Source organism: Solibacillus sp. FSL R7-0668, assembly GCF_038006205.1.
GTDB lineage: Bacteria > Bacillota > Bacilli > Bacillales_A > Planococcaceae > Solibacillus.
In genome coordinates this window covers 1,439,167-1,462,929 of record NZ_JBBOUU010000001.1, presented here as the reverse complement: position 1 = coordinate 1,462,929, position 23,763 = coordinate 1,439,167, and the positions used below count along the sequence as shown (strand labels likewise).

General features: G+C 38.7%; 29 protein-coding genes. 7 read left to right on the top strand and 22 right to left on the bottom strand.

Annotated elements, in window-relative coordinates; genetic code table 11:
- Positions 1-31: 31 nt before the first annotated feature.
- The 18 genes from MKX47_RS06970 to MKX47_RS06885 form a co-directional block, all read right to left on the bottom strand.
- Positions 32-1,201 carry an MFS transporter gene (locus MKX47_RS06970; RefSeq protein ID WP_340772400.1) on the bottom strand — a complete coding sequence of 390 codons (1,170 nt, stop codon included), beginning with the start codon at positions 1,199-1,201 and terminating at the stop codon, positions 32-34.
- Between the two features lie 4 nt (positions 1,202-1,205).
- A complete protein-coding gene (locus tag MKX47_RS06965) occupies positions 1,206-1,604 on the bottom strand; it encodes a MarR family winged helix-turn-helix transcriptional regulator (protein ID WP_340772399.1) in 399 nt (132 codons plus the stop codon).
- A 124-nt stretch (positions 1,605-1,728) separates the two neighbouring features.
- On the bottom strand, positions 1,729-2,565 hold the full coding sequence (gene coaW, locus MKX47_RS06960) for a type II pantothenate kinase (protein ID WP_340772398.1): 837 nt from the start codon (positions 2,563-2,565) through the stop codon (positions 1,729-1,731).
- A gap of 100 nt (positions 2,566-2,665) precedes the next feature.
- Entirely contained in the window at positions 2,666-3,736 is a 1,071-nt protein-coding gene (locus MKX47_RS06955) for a 3'-5' exonuclease (RefSeq protein ID WP_340772397.1), read from the bottom strand.
- A 246-nt stretch (positions 3,737-3,982) separates the two neighbouring features.
- Positions 3,983-4,558, bottom strand: a complete 576-nt coding sequence (locus MKX47_RS06950; protein WP_340772396.1) for a GNAT family N-acetyltransferase — start codon at positions 4,556-4,558, stop codon at positions 3,983-3,985.
- An 81-nt stretch (positions 4,559-4,639) separates the two neighbouring features.
- Positions 4,640-5,344: a hypothetical protein gene (locus tag MKX47_RS06945; protein ID WP_340772395.1), complete on the bottom strand. Its 705-nt coding sequence runs from the start codon at positions 5,342-5,344 to the stop codon at positions 4,640-4,642.
- Positions 5,337-6,044 carry a hypothetical protein gene (locus MKX47_RS06940; protein WP_340772394.1) on the bottom strand — a complete coding sequence of 236 codons (708 nt, stop codon included), beginning with the start codon at positions 6,042-6,044 and terminating at the stop codon, positions 5,337-5,339. Before MKX47_RS06940 ends, MKX47_RS06945 begins: the two co-directional genes overlap by 8 nt.
- 80 nt (positions 6,045-6,124) lie before the next feature.
- A complete protein-coding gene (locus MKX47_RS06935; RefSeq protein WP_340772393.1) occupies positions 6,125-6,649 on the bottom strand; it encodes a GNAT family N-acetyltransferase in 525 nt (174 codons plus the stop codon).
- A gap of 16 nt (positions 6,650-6,665) precedes the next feature.
- Positions 6,666-7,244, bottom strand: coding sequence for a GNAT family N-acetyltransferase (locus tag MKX47_RS06930; protein ID WP_340777734.1), 579 nt, complete (start codon positions 7,242-7,244; stop codon positions 6,666-6,668).
- Between the two features lie 124 nt (positions 7,245-7,368).
- Positions 7,369-8,235 carry an alpha/beta fold hydrolase gene (locus tag MKX47_RS06925; protein WP_340772392.1) on the bottom strand — a complete coding sequence of 289 codons (867 nt, stop codon included), beginning with the start codon at positions 8,233-8,235 and terminating at the stop codon, positions 7,369-7,371.
- Between the two features lie 164 nt (positions 8,236-8,399).
- Positions 8,400-9,593, bottom strand: coding sequence for a hypothetical protein (locus tag MKX47_RS06920; protein ID WP_340772391.1), 1,194 nt, complete (start codon positions 9,591-9,593; stop codon positions 8,400-8,402).
- A 12-nt stretch (positions 9,594-9,605) separates the two neighbouring features.
- Entirely contained in the window at positions 9,606-10,433 is an 828-nt protein-coding gene (locus tag MKX47_RS06915) for a hypothetical protein (RefSeq protein WP_340772390.1), read from the bottom strand.
- Positions 10,430-11,119 carry an ABC transporter ATP-binding protein gene (locus MKX47_RS06910; protein ID WP_340772389.1) on the bottom strand — a complete coding sequence of 230 codons (690 nt, stop codon included), beginning with the start codon at positions 11,117-11,119 and terminating at the stop codon, positions 10,430-10,432. The genes MKX47_RS06915 and MKX47_RS06910 overlap by 4 nt, the downstream gene beginning before the upstream one ends.
- Positions 11,112-11,489, bottom strand: coding sequence for a GntR family transcriptional regulator (locus tag MKX47_RS06905; RefSeq protein WP_340772388.1), 378 nt, complete (start codon positions 11,487-11,489; stop codon positions 11,112-11,114). The genes MKX47_RS06910 and MKX47_RS06905 overlap by 8 nt, the downstream gene beginning before the upstream one ends.
- A 216-nt stretch (positions 11,490-11,705) precedes the next feature.
- Positions 11,706-12,656 (bottom strand): GGDEF domain-containing protein, encoded by a 951-nt coding sequence (locus MKX47_RS06900; RefSeq protein ID WP_340772387.1) that lies wholly within the window; start codon positions 12,654-12,656, stop codon positions 11,706-11,708.
- 24 nt (positions 12,657-12,680) lie between these two features.
- Positions 12,681-13,511 carry an EAL domain-containing protein gene (locus MKX47_RS06895; protein WP_340772386.1) on the bottom strand — a complete coding sequence of 277 codons (831 nt, stop codon included), beginning with the start codon at positions 13,509-13,511 and terminating at the stop codon, positions 12,681-12,683.
- 90 nt (positions 13,512-13,601) lie between these two features.
- A complete protein-coding gene (locus MKX47_RS06890) occupies positions 13,602-14,792 on the bottom strand; it encodes a DUF2812 domain-containing protein (protein WP_340772385.1) in 1,191 nt (396 codons plus the stop codon).
- Entirely contained in the window at positions 14,785-15,105 is a 321-nt protein-coding gene (locus MKX47_RS06885) for a PadR family transcriptional regulator (protein ID WP_340772384.1), read from the bottom strand. The genes MKX47_RS06890 and MKX47_RS06885 overlap by 8 nt, the downstream gene beginning before the upstream one ends.
- A gap of 166 nt (positions 15,106-15,271) precedes the next feature.
- Between MKX47_RS06885 and MKX47_RS06880 the strand changes: the two genes are divergently transcribed.
- Both MKX47_RS06880 and MKX47_RS06875 read left to right on the top strand, forming a co-directional pair.
- Entirely contained in the window at positions 15,272-15,709 is a 438-nt protein-coding gene (locus tag MKX47_RS06880) for a GNAT family N-acetyltransferase (RefSeq protein ID WP_340772383.1), read from the top strand.
- Between the two features lie 18 nt (positions 15,710-15,727).
- Positions 15,728-16,000, top strand: coding sequence for a hypothetical protein (locus MKX47_RS06875; RefSeq protein WP_340772382.1), 273 nt, complete (start codon positions 15,728-15,730; stop codon positions 15,998-16,000).
- A gap of 375 nt (positions 16,001-16,375) precedes the next feature.
- Here the strand turns inward: MKX47_RS06875 and MKX47_RS06870 are convergent, their stop codons facing one another.
- From MKX47_RS06870 to MKX47_RS06860, 3 genes are all read right to left on the bottom strand, one after another.
- Positions 16,376-16,924, bottom strand: coding sequence for a DUF4256 domain-containing protein (locus MKX47_RS06870; protein ID WP_340772381.1), 549 nt, complete (start codon positions 16,922-16,924; stop codon positions 16,376-16,378).
- A 94-nt stretch (positions 16,925-17,018) separates the two neighbouring features.
- A complete protein-coding gene (locus tag MKX47_RS06865; protein WP_340772380.1) occupies positions 17,019-18,164 on the bottom strand; it encodes a methyl-accepting chemotaxis protein in 1,146 nt (381 codons plus the stop codon).
- A gap of 68 nt (positions 18,165-18,232) precedes the next feature.
- Positions 18,233-18,589: a hypothetical protein gene (locus MKX47_RS06860; RefSeq protein WP_340772379.1), complete on the bottom strand. Its 357-nt coding sequence runs from the start codon at positions 18,587-18,589 to the stop codon at positions 18,233-18,235.
- Between the two features lie 437 nt (positions 18,590-19,026).
- Here MKX47_RS06860 and ade point away from each other — a divergent pair, with 437 nt between their 5' ends.
- Positions 19,027-20,754, top strand: coding sequence for an adenine deaminase (gene ade, locus MKX47_RS06855; RefSeq protein WP_340772378.1), 1,728 nt, complete (start codon positions 19,027-19,029; stop codon positions 20,752-20,754).
- A 93-nt stretch (positions 20,755-20,847) separates the two neighbouring features.
- On the opposite strand, the gene MKX47_RS06850 is transcribed toward ade, so the two are convergent.
- Positions 20,848-21,246 (bottom strand): VOC family protein, encoded by a 399-nt coding sequence (locus MKX47_RS06850; RefSeq protein WP_340772377.1) that lies wholly within the window; start codon positions 21,244-21,246, stop codon positions 20,848-20,850.
- A gap of 280 nt (positions 21,247-21,526) precedes the next feature.
- Between MKX47_RS06850 and MKX47_RS06845 the strand changes: the two genes are divergently transcribed.
- Genes MKX47_RS06845 through MKX47_RS06830 form a run of 4 tightly spaced genes read left to right on the top strand, consistent with a single transcriptional unit; the run spans position 21,527 to position 23,738 of the window.
- Positions 21,527-21,832, top strand: coding sequence for an ArsR/SmtB family transcription factor (locus tag MKX47_RS06845; RefSeq protein ID WP_340772376.1), 306 nt, complete (start codon positions 21,527-21,529; stop codon positions 21,830-21,832).
- Positions 21,820-23,109, top strand: coding sequence for an arsenic transporter (locus MKX47_RS06840; RefSeq protein WP_340772375.1), 1,290 nt, complete (start codon positions 21,820-21,822; stop codon positions 23,107-23,109). Before MKX47_RS06845 ends, MKX47_RS06840 begins: the two co-directional genes overlap by 13 nt.
- Positions 23,110-23,121: 12 nt before the next feature.
- Positions 23,122-23,532, top strand: coding sequence for an arsenate reductase (thioredoxin) (gene arsC, locus MKX47_RS06835; protein WP_340772374.1), 411 nt, complete (start codon positions 23,122-23,124; stop codon positions 23,530-23,532).
- Entirely contained in the window at positions 23,532-23,738 is a 207-nt protein-coding gene (locus MKX47_RS06830) for a hypothetical protein (RefSeq protein ID WP_340772373.1), read from the top strand. The genes arsC and MKX47_RS06830 overlap by 1 nt, the downstream gene beginning before the upstream one ends.
- Positions 23,739-23,763 lie beyond the last annotated feature (25 nt).

The window sequence follows — 23,763 nt, the reverse complement described above, 5'->3', positions numbered from 1 at the left end:
GAGAAATAATTCTGGGACACTCCCTTCCGTATTACACATTTGCTTTTCTTTGCACATAAAATAGCATATACATTACAAAAACAAGCATTAACAACAAGGCCGATAAATAATAGACCATCGTATAACTTAACGTAACCGCAACAATCCCAAGCACATAGGACCCGAGTGCAATCCCTAAATCAAATAGTGTGAAATAAGTAGCTGTCGCATAACCAGTCCGTTGAGGAGTTGTTGATTGAATACATAGTGATTGAAAGCTTGTCGTTAATGTACCGTAGCCCACACCAATAAATGCCGCCGAAATTAAAAAGATCCACGTATGACTCGCATTTGCTAAAATGACAAGCCCCATCGCAAATAAAAAGAACGATGGAATAATAATATACTTCGCACCGAATGTGTCATATATTTTCCCCGTAAGCGGACGAATCGAAATCATTGCTGCCGCAAATACCGCATAAAAATAACTAGCTGCAGCGAGTAAATTTTGTTGCTCTGCATATAACGATAAAAACGACAGTACACTCGCATAAGCAAAGGCAATTAAACTCGCAAGCGCCGCAAGTGGTAATGCCTTTTTCTCAAATAAATCATGAAAACCAAATTTAAAATTGCGCTCAACATATGCTGGCTTAGGTAAATCATGTGTTTGTAGCGTTAAGGCAAGCAATGCACCAATTAGAACAATGACCGAAAGCACAATAAACAACAGATCAAAGCTCGCATATTGCACGATTAGTAAACCAAAGAATGGGCCTAATACGACCGCTAAATTCGTGGACATTGTAAAATAACCAAGCCCTGTCCCCTTTTTATTTGCCGGGACAATATCAGCAGCAAGCGAACCAGCCGCAGTCGTAGCAATACTAAACCAAATCCCCTGGGAAAAACGCAATGCCAGTAGGAGCACATAGGGTTTAAAAAAGACATATAGCACCGTACAAAGTAAATAAAATACGATACTAATGACTAATAATCGTTTCTTCCCAAACATATCTAGTAGTTTCCCACTAAACGGGCGCATGATAATCGCCGATAGCAGGAAGACCGTCACAAGTAATCCCGACGCATCATCCGATTTTCCTAATACCCCCATTGCATAAAGTGGCAACGTTGTCACGAGACCATAAAATACGAAAAACACCGCCATATTTGTAAAAAATAGACTGATAAAACGTTTTGTAAAAATTCGTTGTTCCATTCTCTTAACCTTCTAACTTTTTTATTAATGCCATCAGCTGTTGTTGCTCTTGCTCGGAAAGCTGACGCGTCATATTGGCCTCAAACGCCAAAACGGAAGCCTCTATATGCGGAAATTGCTCACATGCATAAACAGAAAGCGCAACAATTTTCTCTCGTTTATCCACACCGTCTATCCGTTCAATCCAGCCCAATGTTTGTAAGCGTGTAACTGTACGCGTAATCGTTGGCGCTTCAACGTTTAAATACTTCCAAATTTCCGTGAGCGACATTGGTCCCTTTTCATGCAGCAAAAACAGAATCGACCATTGTGAATGAAATAGTCCATGTTCCTTAAGCGCTTCATTTAAATGATTAACAAGCTGACGGTTTTTTTGAAATAACAGATGAAATAATGGATTCATCGTAATCACCCTCCATTTATTTACCTAGTTAAATAACTACTTGATTAATAGTACGCCTCTCGAAGTTTTTTGTAAACAGCAAAAAAGCATTCAAACTAAATAAATTAGCTTAAATGCTTTCGATTTAATTTTTAGTATGCTCGCGAATATTGATCAGCGCCCCAATTGCACCAGAAAATCCGAAATCTGATAAGAAAATCGGTGTATGCTTTTTCAAGACGGTATAATATTCAATGACCTGCTTCATTTGCTCATTGTTTGATAATGTAGAGCCTATGTAAACAATGTGCTCGGCATTATGCTGCTCGGCTAGCTGTATACTTAATGTTGTAATTACTTCACCCACTAGCCCCTGCGTTGTTGCCAATATGTCACTTTGAGCAAAATTGGCTTGCTCGGTAATGCCTACTTTCCCAAAATTACTCGCCGTTAAATTGCCATCAAGCGGTGTGTCCATGCCTTGGTAAATGTCCTTGACTAGTAAATCAATTGCTCCACGCTGCCCTAAGGATGCATGTGATTTAATCTCATCAAAGTCCGTAATCCCTGTCATAATGGTCGCTAAACCGATTAATGTACCGCCACCAATTCCTGTGCCACCCACACGCATATGCTGATTGCCGTCCATATAGTGAATTGACGTACCTGTACCAATATTCGTAATGATACTTTGTTCGATGGTATGGCCCTCTTTCTCCAGTAAGTAGCGCACACCCTTTAAAGTTGCTTCAAATTCTACAATATATTCAATCGACTTCATCGTGTTTAACACATCACGTAATTGCTCAGTACGGCCACCTGTTAATCCGATTTCTTCTACTTGAGGATGCTGCTCTAACCACTCTTTTACAAGATCCAGTTCGTTTGATGGAAAGACTGTTAATGTAAGCTCTTGTTGTTCATTTAAATACGCAAGCTTTGTCAACGTACCCCCTGTGTCGATTCCAATCCATGTTGACATAAACTATTCTCCTTTATATTTCCCGCTAGTGAATTTCTTACTTTACTATCATAGCGTAACGTGTGCACGGGATAAAGTGAAACTTTCCCCTAAATACCCCCTACACTTCAACGGCTTGCTTCTCGATTAACGCACGTTTATAAAACTCGTCCACGAAAGCTTGCTCAAACTTACGGATTAAACGCATGAGTTTGGCTTCAAACGAGTGCGTGGATTCATCTACTAAGTTAAATTTCGCGACCATTTCTTCGGTCTTCATAATATGTGTTAATGTCATCACTTCTGTTTTAGGCAATGTGACATGATGTAATTTTAATATTTTTGATACCGAGCGTAAGGCAGAACGAGAAATTAATATCTTCCCTGGTACATCCTCCGCAAGTTGCTGTAAAAATAACTTTGCGCCTGGACTAGATTGAATGGAAACTTTTTCGCTTATCTGTACCTCTCCATCTTCTTGCGTACGTTCAATTTTTTGCACAGTATAGGGTAGCTCTTCGCGGAAGGTATTCATAGCATGCACCTGTACCTGGCCATTAATAACCGAGCAGTTTGTCACGGACATGACAAGATCATAGGTTGATTCCAGCATGCGGAAATTCGTTAAAAACAAGGTAAATTCATTAGTCTGTTGCTGCTCAATAATATTGACGCCATTTACCGCTTTAAAAATTGCCAATAAACTATCCGCATCTGCTAAAGCGCGGTGCTGCGTTTCAATTTCTAATCCTAGCTGCTCCATTAGCCCGCCTAATGAAGGCTGTTCTTTAATCCCTTGGGCAATCATATATTTTTGCTGGAAATCAATTATTGGATAGAGACAATCTTTGTTTATGTAATTGCGTGTGAGCTCTTCTTCTAGCACTTTACGATCAAATTCGCCAAATGTTAAAAATACATAATCTTGCTTACACCAGCGTTTGAACTTATAAAAAGCCTCTTTAAAAGATGGGGCATCCAGTAATTGCTCGGTCTTAATACCTGTGAGCTGTTGAATATGGGCATTTAATTTTTTGAATTTATAGGGCTGGATCAGCTGTGTAAATGTCTCCGTAGTGCCGTCTGGTAGCCATTTGACCGCGCCAATTTCAATAATATATTGCTTCCCACGGATAAGCGCGGCCTCAATATCTACACTGATATATGTTTTTGTTCGTTCCAAAATATTCACCTACTATAATTTTACCGATAGTATCTTAATAATATATCTTTTACTATTGTAGCGGAATTCACTTCTAATAACACGACAATGTTCTTATTTACATCACAATTTGTGAGAAAAGGCATGAAATTTTGTGATTAATCAATAAGTTGCTAGTGAAATTTTGTTCTTTATAGTATGAACTAATATAATAATTGTGAATATTAAATACCCGTTACGTCGATATGTAACGGGTATTTAATGTAAATGTTGCTTTTATAATAACTGATCAACAAATCTCGCTTTCACCTGCTGCCAATCTTCTAAAACGATGCTATACATGACCGTATGACGAATCGTGCCATCCTTTTTAATCATATGATTGCGTAAAATGCCTTCCTTTTGCGCGCCAATTCGTTCAATCGCTTGCTGTGAGCGTTCATTTTCGTGGCCTGTTTTAATTTGCACCCGGTTTAACTGTAAGCTTTCAAAGCAATGCTGTAATAATAAAAACTTACAATTGGTATTAATCGCTGTGCGCCAAACGCTCGGATGATACCAAGTAGACCCAATTTCTAAACGCTGATGTGAGAGTGAAATATCTAAAAACGATGTACAGCCAACAAGCTTTCCACTCGCCTTTTCGCAGATTACAAACATATAGGAAATCCCTTTTTCCCGTTCTTCGATTGCTTTTTCAACATAATTTTCTACCGCCGTATGATCTAGTAAAGTGACCGACATATGTGTCCAAATTCGCGCATCATTTGCAGCTACTGTTATTGCCTCAATATCCGTCCGTTCAATCGGTCTTAATTGTACGAAATCGTTTTCTAGTATAATGTTATCCACTTCGTCGTCCCCCGTTAATATGAGCTAGCTTCTACTCTTAAGCGCTCTGGATGTTTACCTTAAACTTTCTATGCCTATGCCTTACTCCAATTGATACCTCTCAATATGCATCACATAGTCAAACGTAGACTTTGCATGATCGACTAAATAACTTCTATTACTTGGCACAGAAAAAATGTCAAGATATTGTGCGTAGATCGTGTAGCGCTCCCCCTGATATGGTTGGAAAAAATCAAACTTATCTTGTATAAATGGCTGATTAGTAGACGTCATAATAGTAGCCCATTCTGAAGGAATACGCTTAGCCCCGTATGCCGTTACAGAAATCGCGCTTTCTAGCTGGACTCTGGGCTCATAGCGATGGACATCATTGCTAACATGGTAGCTTCGGTCAGCTATTAAGTAAATTGGTAATGTTGACTCTTGCTTACTTTGTTGATGCCACACAAAATGAATCGTCGACGCATCCTTGTCATCCAATTGCCAGCGTAAAAATGGATGCGTTGTTATTTGAAGAAGCTTCCAATCCCCTCGATACCATTTCCAAAAGCTCATACCACTCTTGCCATCCTTCAGTTCAATAGGCACATAATAATGACGCGCATCCAGCTGTTGCTTATTTACAATCACTTCTGTTTGCAACTTCTGGTCATAACGATTTAGCTCCGTGATTAATTGTTCATCTGTTAAAAATGCTGTTGGTGGCTTTAACGTTAAATAAAGATAATAGCCTGCAAGAATTAAAACAATTATGGCCACTCCGAAAAACACACGCTTTTTAGTCATGTGAAGTAACCTCGCTTAACAAAGACTGCGGCGTTCGAAAATAAAGCTGCTTTTTTTCCGTTGTAATGAGCAGCCCTTTTCCATCCCGTTCGAGAAATACAGTCGGCTTGTAGCCACTCCCCCATCTAGCTGTTGTACCTAATAATAGATATGGAAATTTCTCCTGTCGATCTGTTGGCTCCTGAAAAGCTAATTCATTGTACCATTCAATACTGTCAATATATCCTTGTTGTGGCTGCTCCAATGCCTCAGCAGCTTGTGGAGTTAATTGTACCTGTGCGTTTCCTGAAGGATGCGTTACGATGATTGTAGCATCAGATAAATCGGTGACAAACGTATTCAGCTCGTTTTGCGGATAAATCCAATGATGAATCGGAATAGAAATGAACGCACTACCTAAAAAAATGAAGTTAGATAAAAATCCAAGCCAAGCGAATTTCCGATATCGTTGCCAGCTTTTACGACGGTATAACACCGCAAATAAAAGCCATACACCAAGCGGTAAAATGGCTATTTTTAATCCTTCTCCAAAATATTGAAATGAAATAGAAAATGAAACCAAACCAATAATATAGGCTATTAGTATCTTCCATAACGCTACTTTTTCAGCTTGCTTACGATATACGTTCAAAACAAGCATTAAAATAATTCCCCAGCTCATTGTTGCTGTAATAGTTGTTGTAATATTTCCATCCCACAAAACAAACACCCCCTATATTTAGCTAACGTTAATTCAATTCTATAAAGAGGATGTAAAAATTTCCACCTAAAAATGCTATTTTAAAAGGGATATTCATTCAATTTCGTAGGCGTCATTTTATTTTGCTGCCAATCTTCAAAAATCGAGGCATATAAGACCGTGTCTGAAATGGTCCCGTCCTCATTTTCCCAAGCATTTCGCAAATAGCCTTCCTTTACAAAACCCGCATTGGTAAAGCATTTTCGCATCGCCAAATTATCCGCTCTCGTATAGCCCTCTATGCGAATTTTATTTTTTTCACCATAAAGATAATCCTTTAACCAGTGCAATACCTTTACACCGAGTCCATTACCTCGCGCATTTTTCGTAAGACGGAGATCAAATAATGGAATCGTATCATCAATATCCTCTATTATAATAATTCCGACCTTTTGACCATTAAAAATAATCCAAAACGTCTCGCGTCCATCCGCATAGTAGCCCTTCTTCACAGCCTGCCGTACCGCATCCTGATCAATCTTTGTGTTCGAATGAAATGCCCATTCATTTGAACAGAGTAACTCGACTAAATCTTCTGTTTCTAAATTGAATTTTTGAATTTTCATAAATATGTCCTCTTAATTAGATTTCTTTTACATAGCAAACGCATTCATGTTTTCGTTTTACATTTTGAAACGCTGCCAAATCCTCACCTGTATAATGAGCAAACAGCGTAACTGGATATAAATTATTTACCTCAGTATTTACAGTGCCGTTCAACTCATTTCCTTCGATAAACAAATGATAATAAGAACTCGATAGCTCAAACTCCATTTTTTCATACCACTGCTGTACCCAAATATCATCCCTCGTCCATGCTTCTAGGTATTGTAAATTGAATTTTTTAGCTTCTTGAATGGCCGTTTCAAGTAAGCGCTCCCCAATGCCTTGTCGTTGATAATCTGGATGTACGGCGATATGCCAAATCATCCCACCATTCTTTTCTTTCGCAGTACAAACTGTTTTTGGCTCTTGCTCGTATTCGATATCTAACAAACCTACAATTTGATTGTCCTTTTCTGCTACCAATTCAATTGATGGATTTTCATAGATTTCTTTTTTGTTTAACACATTATCAAAGTAAGCCGTATTTAAAAAGGACAATACACGGCAACGTAGCCATCCTTGTTCATCTTTTTCTGTATAGTTGCGAATAATCATCATCGTTCCTCTTCTTTAATGTCGTATTAAGATCTATTTAAAAATAAATTCCTGTTACAGCCCACCACTCGCATTTCATAAATCTCAATATTTCGAATGTTTCAAATTATTTCCCCGGTAATAATTATTCGTGCTTCCCCACACTTGTTAACTGCTCATTAAAGATTCCTTTTACAAACTGCACAAATGCTTCTTCTTCCTCAATACATGGGTGATGATTGCTTTCGTTAAAGGTCATAAGTGTTGCATTGCCAAGAAGTTGTGCTGCTTCCTCTGCATATTCATAGGGACATTGTGCATCATATAACCCGCCGTATATATAGGCTCTCGTTTTTACTTCTGGTAGCTGTGGGCGTAAATCATAGCTCGGTAGCTCCTCATACGAAAAGTAATCTAGCCTTTTTGACACCGTTTTCCCGCTATTAGGACGACTCACCATATTGTCATAGCTATGTTCTTGATAGAGCGACATAAGCGCCCATTCCTTTGAACCCGCGCGTCGATCTTCTATTGTAGAAGCTGGATCTTTCAGCATCGCCAATATTTCTAAAATGCGCTTGTTATTCGGATTTTCCTTACAATACATACTACCAACATGACGCATATAATCCGAAGAAGCACAAAGACCACCAGCTACAATAAATTCTAAGCTTTTAGGATTCATGATTGCATATTTTAACGCAAGCATGCCTCCTGTCGAATGTCCGGCAAATCCCCATGTATCTATATGTAGCGCTTTACGAATAGCTTCTAAATCCTTCACACTATCTTGCATACTATAATTATAGTTACTTAAATCATCCGTTGAATGACCACATCCACGCAAATTCACTAAATACACCTTATAATAAGGCTGAAACATCTCCGCAAATCGATTGCCATTTGCATTAAACTCACTATATAAATGTGTGATACAAATTGGCTCTCCTTCCCCCGAACTAAACACTTCAAATACACCATTTTCAGTTTCAATTAGTTGCTGCTCCCACATTTAAAACACCATCCCATAAGTTATTTTTAATATGCTACTAAAATTTTCGCGTATTTTGAGTTTGATTGCAATACATTCTTATATTTTGGATAATTTGGAAATCCATCATGATTACACAAAAAAACACCGGAGAAAAATAGCTCCGATGCCTTTTCAATTTCCTATCAATCTAATTCTTCATAAAACCGATCCATTGCCAACGTAAACTTCTGACTTCCTGAAGCAGGCTTGATTAACCCACTGTATAAGGTTGCTGCTGATTCCGAATCAATAATAAACAATAGCTGGCCCTCAGCTGCTTGTGCTGTAATATAGAGCTTATCATTCGTCATTTGCATATTAAATAACGCAAGTGGCAATATTTCATATGGTGCATCCAATGTAAGTGGTTCTAGCCATTGCTTTTGCCCTAAATTATAACGATTCACGATAATCTGACCATCGATAATACTCGCACAAATAAATTGATGATCTCGTACGAACATACGTCTTTCATCAGCTAAGATCTCTTTTGGTAGATCAAATGGCTCGACCTCATTTGTTTCTAAATCCAGCACTTTAAATTGCTGTGAAAGTATATTCATTTGATCAGATCTTGTATCATACTCACTAATACCATATACTAAATATTTTTCAGATGTTATATTATTATAATCACCATAAAAGTTTATGCTCATTCGAATGGATTCCTTACTCTGAATTGCTTCCTCACTATAAATCATTTCAATCATAGTATTACTTGTTACTTGCTGACTCTTCATATCAACCGTTGTGAGGTAAGCTTTTTCATTACCATTTCCGTTCGAAAGATTCGCGACAAATTTTAATTCATTGCCAATGATATCAATATGCTCTAGCCTAATCCAATTTGCAGCTGCTTCTAGCTTACTTTTAACAGTAAACGATTGTACACTGTCATCGGCCTTATTTAAGATATCTACCTCATAAATTAAATCATCCCCAACAGCTAATTCCCAAATATTATCAGGCACACTCACATAAACAAGCTGTTCCTCATCCTCATAAAAACGATCGGCATCAAGTGTTTTACCGCGCATGAAGCTTTTATGCTCATCAATCATTCGTTTATACATAAGTGATATTGGACGCTCATAAAACGAATAGCTTTGGGCTTTCATTTTTCCATTTGAAAATACGACTGGGGTATATTGATAATTTCCATCATTGTCAATATTACCCTCGATCACAAGATTATTGACATAACGCTCATCACCGGTAATTTTTTCAAAGGTTACTTGATATTCATTATTGGAAGCACTCGCCATCTGTATGTAATGCGTAGCAAGTGTCGCAACAATTACGGTTACAATAATAATTAATGACCAATATTTTTTCATCATTTCCCCTCCCTACACATTAATTTTTCGCTTCAATAAATAATTGGCAATGACTACTGCCATTACAAAAACAATCAGCGCCATACATGCAACTATCATTAATAGCTCGCTTGTATAAAAATAGTTATTATAGCCACCAATAAATACGGGTATCATTAACAAAGCTAGTGAAAGTACTAGATAAAATCCAGCCATGAAAATCCCTTTCAAATGATAGCTTCGTTCAATTAAAATCGCCGTAAATAACATAGCAACAATTGCTGTACCCAATCCATAGCTCGCTAAAAAGTGAACAATTGTTTGGGGAAAGAATATTGACATTAATTCATGAGAATACGTAGTAATAACTCCGCTCTCTAAAATCAGCTCGGCTGGAATCATCCACTTCATGATGAGCTCCGCAACTTCGATTAATAGTACCTGCATCCCAACGAGACTAAAAACAAATAATAAAATGGCTGTTAGCTTGGCAAAATAGACATTGCGGCGTTCTGTTGGTAGCATTAATAAACGATAAATAAACGAAGATTTCCCAAACCAATCACGATACCAAATAAAAAAGATATAAATCAATAGCATCGCTGCTGCAAACATAATCGACAACTGGAATAAACTAAAATTCAAAAAGTTCATAATTGTGTAGGTCCCGTTCCCGTAGTTTAAAGCAAATTCTTGCGCTAACAGATTTTCTTGTTGCATTACTCTTTCGGCGTGATCCTTAAAACTCTTAGCCGATAAAAAAGCCGCAATCACTTGTGTAGTCCCAACAATGACAATTAAAGCTACTAAAAACTTAAAAAAGCGCTGTACTTCAAAGTTAACGAGTTTGATGTAACTCATCCGACATACACCTCCCTCATAATATCTACAACAGATTTCCCATCCACTTCACGGGTTTCTTCCACATCAATCTGCTTTAACACCGTACCATTGCCTATTAATACAGCCTTATCAATCAAATGCTCAATGTCATTTATTTCGTGTGTCGTAATAATAACCCCACGATTTTCGATTAAATGGCTTGTAAATACCTCCGCAATTTGTTCACGTGAGAAAATATCTATCCCTGAAAACGGTTCATCCATTAAAATATAATCCACATCTAAAGCGAGCCCGAGCAGTAAATTGACCTTCGCAGCATTCCCCTTTGATAAGCTTGATATTTTTTCTGAAGGCTCCAGCTTGAAGAATGCCAATAGCTCTGTTGCACGCTGCTTATTCCACGTTTTATAAAAGTCTGCCATAAACTGAAATGCCTGAGCAATTGTATAGCTTGGTAGCATCGTTAGGCGATCTGGGATATAGGTGATTTTTTCATACGCCTCTTTACTGATTTTTTGCCCATCAATTAAAATTTCACCGCTGTCGATTGGCGTTAATGCCATGATAGACTTCATAATCGTTGTTTTACCCGCACCATTAATACCAATCAAACACGTAATTTGCCCTTTTTCAGCGGTGAAGCTCATATCTTTGAGTACCTGTTTACGCTTAAATTTTTTATACACATGCTTTACTTCAATCACGTGCCTCACCCTCCTCATACTGCTTCTGCACGAGCTCGATTACTTCAGGGAGTGGCGCATTAATCGACTTAATAGAATTCACAAAAACATGCACTGCTTCACTAATTAATTCGTGACGTACCCCTTTTAATACATCCTCATCTTTCGTAATACAACTTGGCAAATTTCCTTCTGTATAAATCAATTGCTGCTCCTCCATTTCTTTATAGGCACGCTGCACCGTATTCGGGTTAATTTTGAGCTGATTGGCTAGCTCACGTCGGGACGGAATTTCCTGCCCTGGTGCATAAAGCCCCTTCGCAATTTGCTCCTTAAAATGGCGAATGACCTGCACATAGACAGGGTCCCGATTATTAAATTTCACTTCCATTAACCTCACCACCTCTTTCTCTGTATTAATAGCTTCATACACTATAACTAAAAAAATAACTGTTCAAAGCGTATTACTCACTTAATACATTACGCACAAAAAAATGTATTAAGCACTTCATACACCTGCTCATCTGTATTATGCATGTAATACACATGAATTGTCAATACTTTTCCATCAAACTTTTTTGAAAACAGAAAAAGACACTCACTTTACTTACATAGCGAGCGCCGGATTGTGAATGATCATACAGTTGTTGTCCTGCATTTTACATAGCTTTTTCACTTGAGCTACTGCATGAGAAAGCTCATATTCATTTGCAAAGGTTTGCTGCTCATTTGAGACAACGGCAATCGATAGCGTCATCGGCTCCAACAAAATTTCTTCCCCATTGCGATCTTTTACAAGTGGTGGATTTGCTAAATGCTGTTCATCAAAAAATTGATGGATTTTTTGTTGGAAATGCCAAAGAATACTTTCGCAAAGAGCGGTTACTTCAAAATGAGGAACAATAATAACAAAGTCATCGCCCCCAATATGACCAAGAAAATCATCTGGTGACGGTACACATTGCTTTAATATCTCTGTTAAATACAACAAAACTTTATCGCCCCGATTAAATCCGTATAAGTCATTGAAGATTTTAAAGCGGTCTACGTCAATATACATGAGTGAAAAGCTTTGGGCATTTAATACATCATTTATTTTTATATCAATTATTCGATTTCCTGGTAGCCCGCTAAGCGGATTGAGTGCACTTGCCCGCGAAATTTCTGCTTCTGCTAATTTTAATAATAATGTTCGTACACTAACGATTCCAATAAAGCGATCATTTTCTGTGACAATCAAATCGTCATATAAATCTTCCTCATTGCGCTCCATTGCCAGCTTACTCGCATCTCCAAGGCTGACATTCGCATCAATTATTAACGGGTTGGTCTTTGCTAAAAGTGTGTTCGCACGACCCATATATAAATTATAGCCATATAGCGTTCCAATTTTCTGATAGAAATGGGCGCGCGGGATATGACCGACTGGCGTGTGGTCCTTTACGATCACAATCCCCCGAAGTGAAGGCTGCTGAACGAACTTTTGATTGACCTCTTTATTTTTTACCTGTTCATCAATCCATTCGGCCTCTTCCACAATATGACCAATAGTTAACATAGATTGTCCAACTCACTTTCAAATCTATTTACGATGAAGCGGTACACTTGCTTCATTTAGCTGTTCATTTGGACGCCCAATCGCATAGCCTTGTGCAAAATGAACTCCTGCCTCGCGTATGTATTCGTATTCTTCCATTCGTTCAATACCTTCTGCAATCACCTTTGTTTCGGATTGGTTGGCATAATTTAATAATACCGATAATAATTGCTGCTGTGGCACTTCGGTATCGATGTTTGTAATTAACGAACGGTCAATTTTGATAAACTCCGGCTTTAAATAAATAAGCGTTTTTAAACTATTATAGCCTGAGCCTACATCATCTACCGCGATTCGGTACCCTTGCTTGCGGTAATGTGAGAGCACCCGAGAAAACTCTTGAAAGTCAGTAACCGCACTACGTTCCGTCAATTCAAAAACAACTTGCTTCGGGGAAATGCCAAAGGATTTTAAAGAAGCAAGCGTTTCGCCACTATGATAGTTTTTATCGAGCAAAATATCAGGATGAATATTAATAAATAAAGTAAAATCTTGAGCGTCTATGCCTTTTTTTATTTTTTCACAATAACGACGAATCGATAAATTGCGGCAAAAACGCTCAAATAAATAGACATTCTTTGTTTGTCCAACAAATTCATAAAAATCATCTGTATTATCAAAGCAAGTAAAATTATCGGGGCGGTTTAATGCTTCAAAGCCCATTGTTTGATTTGCCTGTACATCGTAAATCGGTTGAAAAAAAGTCTTCATTTTATCGTGTGCCATAATTTTTTTTAGTGCGTATAAACGCTGCCAGTAAAGAAATGGATTGCCATTAAAAAATGAAGTTGGTTTTGTTGCGGCTAGTACTTTCAAAGTGACACCTTCTTCTAATAACTAATAGTTTTTATTATGAAGCAAGGTTATTAGTGCAGTATGAATTTTTTGTAAATTATTATTAATCTTTTACCAGTTGCTTCCTGATGCCAAAAAAGTCGCCACTTGCTCAATGACTTGACCCTTCTTTGCATCCCCGAAATAGCGTACATAGACAACCATTTTTCCTTTGTGTGCCGCAATTTCAAGCATTGGATAATCCTCACGTGTATACAGCACATCGAATCTTGAATCAGCTACTTTTGAATACAGTCTGCCATCACCAAAGTCGTACCACTTCATTAAATCACGTGCTAATGGTCGTGCTAAAAATTCAAAGCTCACTTCATAAAATTCCGTATCAATTGAAGGTGAATACTCGCTATTTTCACCCGTCCATAGCTTATTTGGCACAATGCCAGACTGGCGAACGGAATACTGTGTTGGTGCTAGTGGGCTCCATGATTTATCATACATACTACCGTAATTGATACCACGATGCCAGCTTTCTTCAAGTGTAAGCGCTGGATTTCCCTCAACCGCAGCTAAACTCACCGCTGGAAAACGCGTATCCTGTTCTGTTAAAGTCCCACGTTCTGATAAGTAAATTTGTAAAAATGAAATACAACAAGATAATAGCGCAATAAGAAAATACCCGATAATCAAGCTAGACTGTAGCCAAGATTTTTTCTGCCACGGCCTATCATGCACTAACGCTATACCGCTTTGTAAATTGATTTTTAAGCGTCGTATCGACAAAACCGCTTGCGCCATTTGTATCATAAGTAAAAATAGTACCACTTGCATTAAAAGTTGGCTTGCTGATGTCCCTTGCACAAGCTGATACACAGCGGTTCCATCTAAAAAGAAAATTGCCCAGGTCATTGCTAAATTAAAAACAATAACTGTAATTAACATAAGTAAGCTCGTCATTAAACGGTTATTTAATTGTTTCAATGTAACCGCCTGTTGTGTCGGATCAGTATGAATTTCTGGTGCGTTCAATTCAGCTGGCGAACAAAAAACATGAAAATAATGATAGCTCGTTACATAATCCCATCCTGACGTTTCATAAAAATCAATTTGTGCATCCTCTAACGCTTTTTTCGAAACCTCAATACGGTATTTCATATTTTGACTAGGTCGTTGTTCAAAGTAAGTAAAGAACTTGCCCTTGTTCTTCAAGAATAGACCTTGCTGTGCCATATGCGTATACCAGCTTTCATCTCTTAAGATGTTCCAACTATCATTAAAATGCAACTTTCGCACAATCTTAGTCATTCGCTATCCCCTCCTCCAATAACCGACTATCTTCTAAAACAGCCTGCAATCGACGGTATTCACTAAGTAGCGCTGCTTTCCCGTCCACTGTAATTTCATAGGTTTTGCGTCGTCCATCATTATTAGCTAATGCAATGAGCCCATCTTTTTGCATTCGCGACAAAACGCCGTAAAGTGTTCCTGGTCCCATTTGCATTCGTCCGCGCGAAACTTCTCCGATGGCATGCATCAGCTGATAGCCATGATTCGGACGCATGAGCGCAAGCAGCACATAATACATCGCCTCGGTCATCGGTCCACCACTATAAGACATTTCCATCACCTCACTATTATGTCTCGCGATATATCGTATGACATAATAGTAACGAAATAGGAGATAATTGTAAATATATTTACCTTAATTCAGCAAATTCTATACAGTGCATCACTTCTTTCACTTATACTTATAATTAGCCAATGCACAAAGGAGCAGCTAATCAATGGAATTTAAACAATTTACGGAACAAGATTTAGAAAATTGCACAAAGACATTTATCGAAGTATTCAATAGTGCCCCTTGGAACGATGAATGGACGCTCGAAAACGCTACGAGCTATTTAACGGAATTTACGCATACGCCTGGCTTTCTAGGGCTATTAGCTTTTGAGCATGATGAAATTGTCGGATTTATCTTTGGCGTTCGCCACGCATGGTGGAGTGGCAACGAATTTTTCATTAATGAAATGTGTGTAGCGTCACAAAAACAACATGCTGGTGTCGGAACAGCATTATTAAGTCAACTAGTGAATGAGCTAAAACCACATGCCATTCAAAATATTACATTACTAACGGACAGAGGCATCCCTGCCGAAGCCTTCTATAAGAAAAATGGCTTTGAGGAAATTGAACGCATTATGTTTTTAAGCAAGGAATTATAAGAATTGGAGGCGTTAGCTGTGAAAGATGAAACCCTATTAGAAGCTTTTAATGCGTGGAAAATCCTAAGTCAAACACCAGAGACTATTATCGCCTACCAATCTCGGTTAAAAGCGATTTTAGATGAGGAAGCTCGATTAGCTGATGTGCGTGAGAAAAGTCTTGAAGAAGGGTTTGAAGAAGGCGTTTTAAAAGTAGCGAAAGAATTACTTCCTCTACATCTTGATTTAGAAACCATTACAAAAGCTACAGGTCTATCAATAGAAGAGATTGAAAAATTAAGAACGAAATAATATGTATTAAGTGCACAAACACTTGTAGATGGTCGCGTATTCGTTAAGGATGCGCGGCTCTTTTTTGAGTGTGCCCGGTATGCACCGATCGTACAAGAAATTCTATGCGAGCGTAATCTTGCATAGGACCATTATTTAGAATAGCTTCATTATCTCTATAACCATCGAATGAACCGCAAATTATCGTGATTTTCTAATATAACGGCTGTTTTTTCTAATAAAATGGTGAAATGTTCTAATATATCACACATTTTTTCTAATAAACACGCTCCCCCCTAACATCACGATTTATTAAACCTACTCGAATCAAAACCCTAAACCATTCAATGATCGTATAAAAAAAGGTAGCAACGCCATAACGCTGCTACCTTCTTGTTATACAGTTAATACCCCACGGAAACCTCGTGCTGCATAGTAGGAATCGGCTCCGTTATGATAAACGAACACTGTATTATAGCGACGATCGCAAAACAGTGCACCACCGAGCTGACGAATGTTGTCTGGTGTTGCTATCCAGCTCGATGATTTCAAATCAAATTCACCTAATAGCTGTAGGGCGCGGTACTGTTCCTCCGTCGCCATCTCAATACCCATTTCCTTCACAAGATCCATCGCACTTGTTGCCGGTGGGTGATTTTTTCGTGCCTCTAACGCCGCGCGATCATAGCACACACTACGACGGCCTTTTGGACTTTCCTTTGCGCAGTCCATGAAAAGGAAAGCGCCGTCTTCCGTTGTACCGATAATATCCGGCTCCCCGGCTGTTTCTTCCATTTGCGATAATGACCATAGCTTATCGGGTGCATTTTCTAGCTTCTCCTCCACTTGCGCCCATTCAATGCCCTCGTGACGCTGTGGATTTTTTTCAAAACGCTGCTGTAATGTAGTGAATAATTGCTGCTTTTGCTCTGTTGTTAATGCCATATCTAATCCCTCCATTTTTACTATTAAAGTTAACGGACATGCCCTACTTTCGTCAAATGAAAAAGGAAGCGCATTATATGCCCTCCCCCATCAACTACGCCACCTGCTGTGAATCTTGCTTGAATGATTGCAACAGCTTGTCTGTATCGGCTTTCATTTCGACTAATGCTTCCACTTCTTTTAATAGTTTGTCCATCGTATGGAGCTCTTCATCATTAATTTCCATGAGTTCTTCAAACATTTCTACCGATTCCTTTGAGATTTCCGCAATTTCTTTAATCGATGTCATAATTTGAATCGAGCTTGATGATAATTCCTCTGTACTAGCAGAAGAATTTGCATTGTTTTCCGCAATAACTTTTGTTGTTTCTAAAATTCGCCCAAACATCGTGCCAACTTCATCAATCGTTGTATTGGCATCCTCAAATTCCTCTGTTCCTTGTTGCATGGAAGTGATCACTTTGTCGGTTTCTACTTGAATATTTTTTACGATACTAGATACCTCTGAAGCAGAATGGCGAGATTGCTCAGCTAGCTTACGTACTTCATCGGCTACTACCGCGAAACCCTTTCCATGCTCACCTGCACGAGCAGCCTCGATTGCTGCATTTAACGCTAATAAGTTAATTTGATCTGAAATCCCTGTAATGACCTTCACAATATTGCCGATTTCATGCGACTTCTCTCCAAGATTATGAATCGCATCAAATGTGGTATGAATCGTATCATTAAATTGCGTCATCTTCGTCAATGATACTTGGAGCTTTTCATTCCCAGCCTCTGTTAACTGTAACGTCATATTCGACTGCTCTGAAATTTCATTTGAGCGTACAGATAATTCTTCAATGGCTTGTGTAATATCCTCCATCGCCACTGAACTTTCTTCTGTTGCAGTTAATTGCTTATCTAGTCCGCGTCCTACCTCATCAATTGCAGCACGTACAATATCTGCCTTTTCCGCCGCGTATTCACCATGCTCGGCTAAATGAACACTTTTCTGTAAAACATTCGTCGCAAACATTGTAAAACCATCACGTAAACGATTGATAAAAGTCACAAATTGATTGCCCTTTCCACTTTCATTTAGACGGTTCAAAGCCGCACCACCTTGTTCACTGCCTAAATCATCCAACATTTGCTCAAACATAGCTACTTGCTTTTTAATCGTCATTACACGATAGGCAAAGTAAATCGTTGTGCCTAATAAAATAACTAGGATGCCTAACATTATAAACTCCATCTTTGATACTCCTTTTTTCTTCAAATAACCAACTAGATACTTACTACCTATATCATTCGAACTTTGTATTACTTGCTTTCAATAAATGTCCCGTTAAAGTCAATACGCTCTAGTGCATTTCGAATTTGAACTTGCGCAATTTTCGACTTTGGCTTCACAATAACAATGTCCTTAAAGCCGAGGGAAGAATAAAAGAGCATAATATTATCCAGTTCTGCTGCAACTTTTGATGGTGATGGCGTTTGGTACGTAGCATCCACCATAAACGTATAATTCGAGCGGTTCACTTTCTGAATCGTTTCCTGTAAATCTTGCAAATATTCCTCTGTATCTGCTTCTCTCAATAGGCCAAGTATTTGCACACTTAACAGGCGCTTCGTTTCATCAATAGCCATCTTATAGCTTTTTTTATCAACAACAATCATACCTAGTCTCCTTTTTTGTAACGGTTGGAATTGTCAATAACCGTTAGACATTGAATTTCCACACCCTTGTCTACTAATTATTTAACATCGCAATTCCATTAAATAATAATTACCCATTTCACATAACATCATAATATTATAAATGAACTAACCACACTTTGTCTCAAATAGGACTTTTTTCTACATAATCTTGTAACGATTGAGTGATAAAAAAGGTTTACTCAGAAAATTTTTATCATTTTGTAAAGGAAACTGTGATGGTTTCAAAAGAAATCACATTAAAACAAAAAAATACTCAATACGAAGACGAGTATTATTAGGTAGTACATATACACTATTCCTCATACTAATCAAGATTTCTTCATTTTCTATGTAACTTTATTTGCACTCATCTAAAGAATGCGATAGAATTTCAAAAACTACTTGGGGGTCACACTATGAAAAATTTAATTGCCATATCACAGCACAAAATCGAAGCGGATTTTATTTTACGCAATGCAATGATTGCCGATGTGTTTTTATTACAATGGAAAAAAGCAGACTTAGTCGTCGCCAATGGACGGATTATCGCGGTGGATACGGAAGGTAAGTATCAGGCAAAGCACGAGGAAGATGCGAAGGGACGTTACTGTATTCCAGGACTAATTGATGCGCATATCCATATTGAATCATCGATGTTAACACCCGAACAATTTAGCCGCATTTTATTACCACATGGTGTCACAACCGCTATCACAGATCCTCATGAAATTGCCAATGTTGCCGGAACGACAGGACTTTCCTATATGATTGATGAAGCGCGCCATGCACTCATGGACATTTATTATATGCTCCCTTCAAGCGTCCCTGCGACAAGCTTTGAGCATGCAGGCGCAACATTAAAAGCTGTAGACTTAGCACCCTTTACAAAGGAGGAGCAAGTACTTGGCTTAGCGGAGGTCATGGATTTTGCAGCAGTATTAAATGGTGAGGAGGATATGCTTGCTAAAATTCAGCTCGGCCTTGACAACAACATGATTATCGATGGTCACGCAGCCGGACTAAACGCCAAACAAATTACCGGCTACCGCGCTGCGAGCATTCATACCGACCACGAATGTGTAAGCGCAGAAGAAGCAATTGAACGTGTCACACAAGGTATGTATGTGTTAATGCGTGAAGGCTCAGCCGCTAAAAATGTACGTGCCATTTTACCAGCAGTTACTACGCAAAATGCCCGACGCTTTGCTTTCTGTACAGATGATAAGCATTTAGATGAAATCATTGACGAAGGAACGATTAACGCCTCCATCGCAATGGTTATAAAAGATGGCATGGACCCGTTACAAGCGATTCAATTGGCATCACTAAACGCTGCGGAATGTTACCGACTGCATCATTTAGGTGCATTAGCAGCAGGCTTCCAAGCAGATTTTGTCCTACTGGATGACCTTGAAACGATGAAAATTGCCGCCGTGTGGAAGCGCGGGGAAAAGGTTGCCGAAAATGGTGAAATGCTATTACCTTCAGCACGTCAAACAGCCGTACCAGCAAGCATTTTACAATCGGTGCATTTACCAGAAATCAAAGCAGAAGATTTCAAGCTGAACTTATCACAATCACTTGTGAACATTATCGAAGTCATTCCGCATCAGATTATTACAAAGAAATTAACTGCCCATGTTGATGTTATGGATGGGGAATTCGTCGCCAATACGGACAAGGATTTCTTGAAAATCGCCGTATTCGAGCGCCATTTACAGCGTGGTACAAAAAGTGTTGCCATCGTTCACGGACTTGGGCTACAGGCAGGTGCTGTAGCGACAACCGTTTCACATGATTCACACAACGCCATTGTTGTTGGGACAAATGATGAAGATATGGCAGCTGCGCTCAATGCACTTCAAGCAATGCAAGGCGGACTTGTTGTCGTGAAAGACGGGAAGGTGTTAGCACAGATGGCCCTGCCGATCGGTGGTATTATGACCAATGTCGATGCAACCGTAGCAACAGATGAGTTACATGCCGTTCATGAAGCATTGCATAGTTTGCATCCAACCTTATCATTCCATCTATTTTTAACACTGTCATTCCTGGCGTTACCAGTTATTCCTTCATTGAAATTAACGGATACGGGGTTATTTGATGTGGAAGCGTTTGAGCATATTGAGATTGAAGTAAACTAAAATAAACCGCGAACAAGCAAGTTAGGGTTTTAATTTTATTTATTCAAAAGAACCGCCTATTTCACTTGAAAATAGGCGGTTCTTAACTATATTTTAAGGTAAATTAATTTGCCATGAAACGCCAAAACGATCATTGATCCAGCCGAATTTTTTACTGAAGCCGTAATTGTTTACAGGCATAAGTGCTTGGCCGCCTTCAATTAGCTGCTCGTACAGATTGTCCAGCTCTGCCTCGGAATCACATGTAAGATAAATTGAGAATGAAGGCGTAAAGGTAAACTGATGTTTAATATTACTGTCAATGCACATAAACTCTTGCCCCTTTAACGTAAAAGTAGCCTGCATCACCGTTCCTTCATCTCCACCAGCGTCATTTGCTCCGTACCGAGTAATATGTGTAATAGCTGAATCCTCAATAATGGATGTATAAAAATTCATTGCCTCTTCTGCATTTCCCTCTTGGAACATTAAAAATGGCGTCACTTTTTCCATAATAACTTATCCTCCTGAAATTGTTCTATTTTTATTATAAATCAGTTTGAATGTAGATAACCATATGACTTTGCTAAATACTTAAGTCTTACTACGACGTGGTGTTAAATGCTAAGCTACTGTAAAAAAGTAGCGTTTCTAATATCCTTGTCAATTTTTCTAATAAGTACCCGAAACGTTCTAATAAAACCCAAGTTTCTTCCAATAAACAATATAAGAATTTACTTATATATTCAATTATGCTACCTTATATAAGCACTTACTTAGTTAGGAGGAAGCAATGGAGCTACATATACTTGAAAAACAGTTGAAAGCATTAGCAGATAAAAACCGACTGACGCTACTTTCTTGCCTGAAAAATGGTGAGGTCTGTGTTTGTGATTTGGTCGAGGTGCTTCAAATCTCGCAGCCAGCAGTGAGTCAACAGCTAAAAAAATTAAAAGAAGCTGGCATTATTTTAGAAAGAAAAAACGGCATTTGGAAATATTATCGTTTGGCAGAGTCATTACCTGAAGTAGTAAATGCTGTGTTAAATGAACTTCCTACTACAGGATGTCGTTGTGAGGGGTCATCATGTTCTTACTAGCAAGCATTATCTTTATCGTGACATTAATTTTCGTAATATGGCAGCCAAAAAACTTAAATATTGGGTGGTCAGCGATGGCAGGAGCTACGATTGCTCTATTATGCGGCGTTGTCAATTTTTCAGATGTTGCAACGGTTATTGACATTACATGGAATGCAACATTATCATTTATCGCTATCATTATTATTTCACTTATATTAGATGAGATCGGCTTATTTGAATGGGCTGCACTACATATGGCAAGAATCGCGAAAGGAAGTGGCATCAAGCTTTTCATTTACATCAGTTTACTCGGGGCGATTGTTGCCGCGCTTTTCGCTAATGATGGCGCTGCACTTATTTTAACGCCGATTGTTCTTGCGATGGTACGCCATTTGCAATTTAAAGAACAGATTATTTTCCCATTCATTATGGCGAGCGGCTTTATTGCTGATACAACAAGCTTGCCGTTTGTTGTTAGTAACCTAGTGAATATTGTTTCTGCAGACTTTTTTGGAATCGGCTTTGTTGATTATGCACTACGCATGGTGATACCAAACTTATTCTCGATTATTGCGACGATTTCAGTGCTACTCCTCTATTTCCATAAATCGATTCCAAAGCAGTTTTCACATGCATTATTAAAAGAACCAAAGCTAGCGATTAAAGATCCCTTTCTATTCAAATGGGCTTGGCCGATTCTTTTGTTATTGGTAATTGGTTACTTTTCAAGTGAATCCTTAGGTGTACCGGTTTCCCTCATTGCAGGAATTATTACCATGATAACATTAGTGCTCGCGCGAAATCGTCCAGCCGTTGACACGAAAAAGGTGTTAAAAGGGGCACCTTGGAATATTGTCTTTTTCTCTATCGGTATGTATGTTGTTGTATACGGTCTCGGCAACGCGGGCTTAACAAACTATTTAGCCGAATTAATTGAATGGACGGCTAATCAAGGCCTCTTATTCGCCACAATGGGAATGGGCTTTTTAGCTGCATTTTTATCGAGCATCATGAACAATTTACCAACTGTCATGATCAATGCGCTAGCAATTGCAGAAACCTCTACACATGGGGCTGTAAAGGATGCTTTGATTTACGCCAATGTCATTGGTTCGGATTTAGGTCCAAAAATTACACCAATCGGTTCTCTTGCCACGCTCGTTTGGCTCTATGTGCTCAGTGAAAAAGGCATCAAAATCTCTTGGGGCACGTACTTTAAAACCGGCATTGTGTTAACGATTCCGATTTTATTCATGACATTACTCGGACTGTATCTATCATTATTACTTTATTAGGAGCCTAACTTTATGAAGAAAACGATTTGCTTCTTATGTACCGGCAATTCCTGTCGCTCACAGATGGCAGAAGGATTTGCGAAAAAATATTTACCAGATTGGGACGTACAAAGTGCCGGTATTGAAGCTCACGGCCTAAATCCCAATGCTGTCAAGGCAATGGCAGAGGTAGGTGTCGATATCTCCAACCAAACTTCAGACATCATTGACGAAGCCATTTTAAACAATGCCACGCTCATCGTCACACTCTGCGGGGATGCAGCGGATAAATGTCCCATGACGCCGCCTCCTATCCGCCGCGAACATTGGGGCTTTGACGACCCAGCGAAAGCAACTGGAACTCACGAAGAAAAATGGCTTGTTTTCCAAACGGTGCGCAATGCGATTGAAGCGCGGATTAAAGCTTTTGCGGGGCAAAACTGATGCGAATACACCATTCCGGCAACAAATCGAAACCCTTTTTCATCGCTTATATGCAGCTGTTATTGCAAGCAGAAGTTGTTGACATGAAAGCACTTGAAAACTATATGATCAAGCAATTCTTTAACGGTCATATTGATTCACTCGGACCGATTTCAAAAGCGAATTTTATAGAGGCGTTGGGTGAACTACAACTGCCAAAACGTTAACTTCGCAATGATAATTTACCAAGAT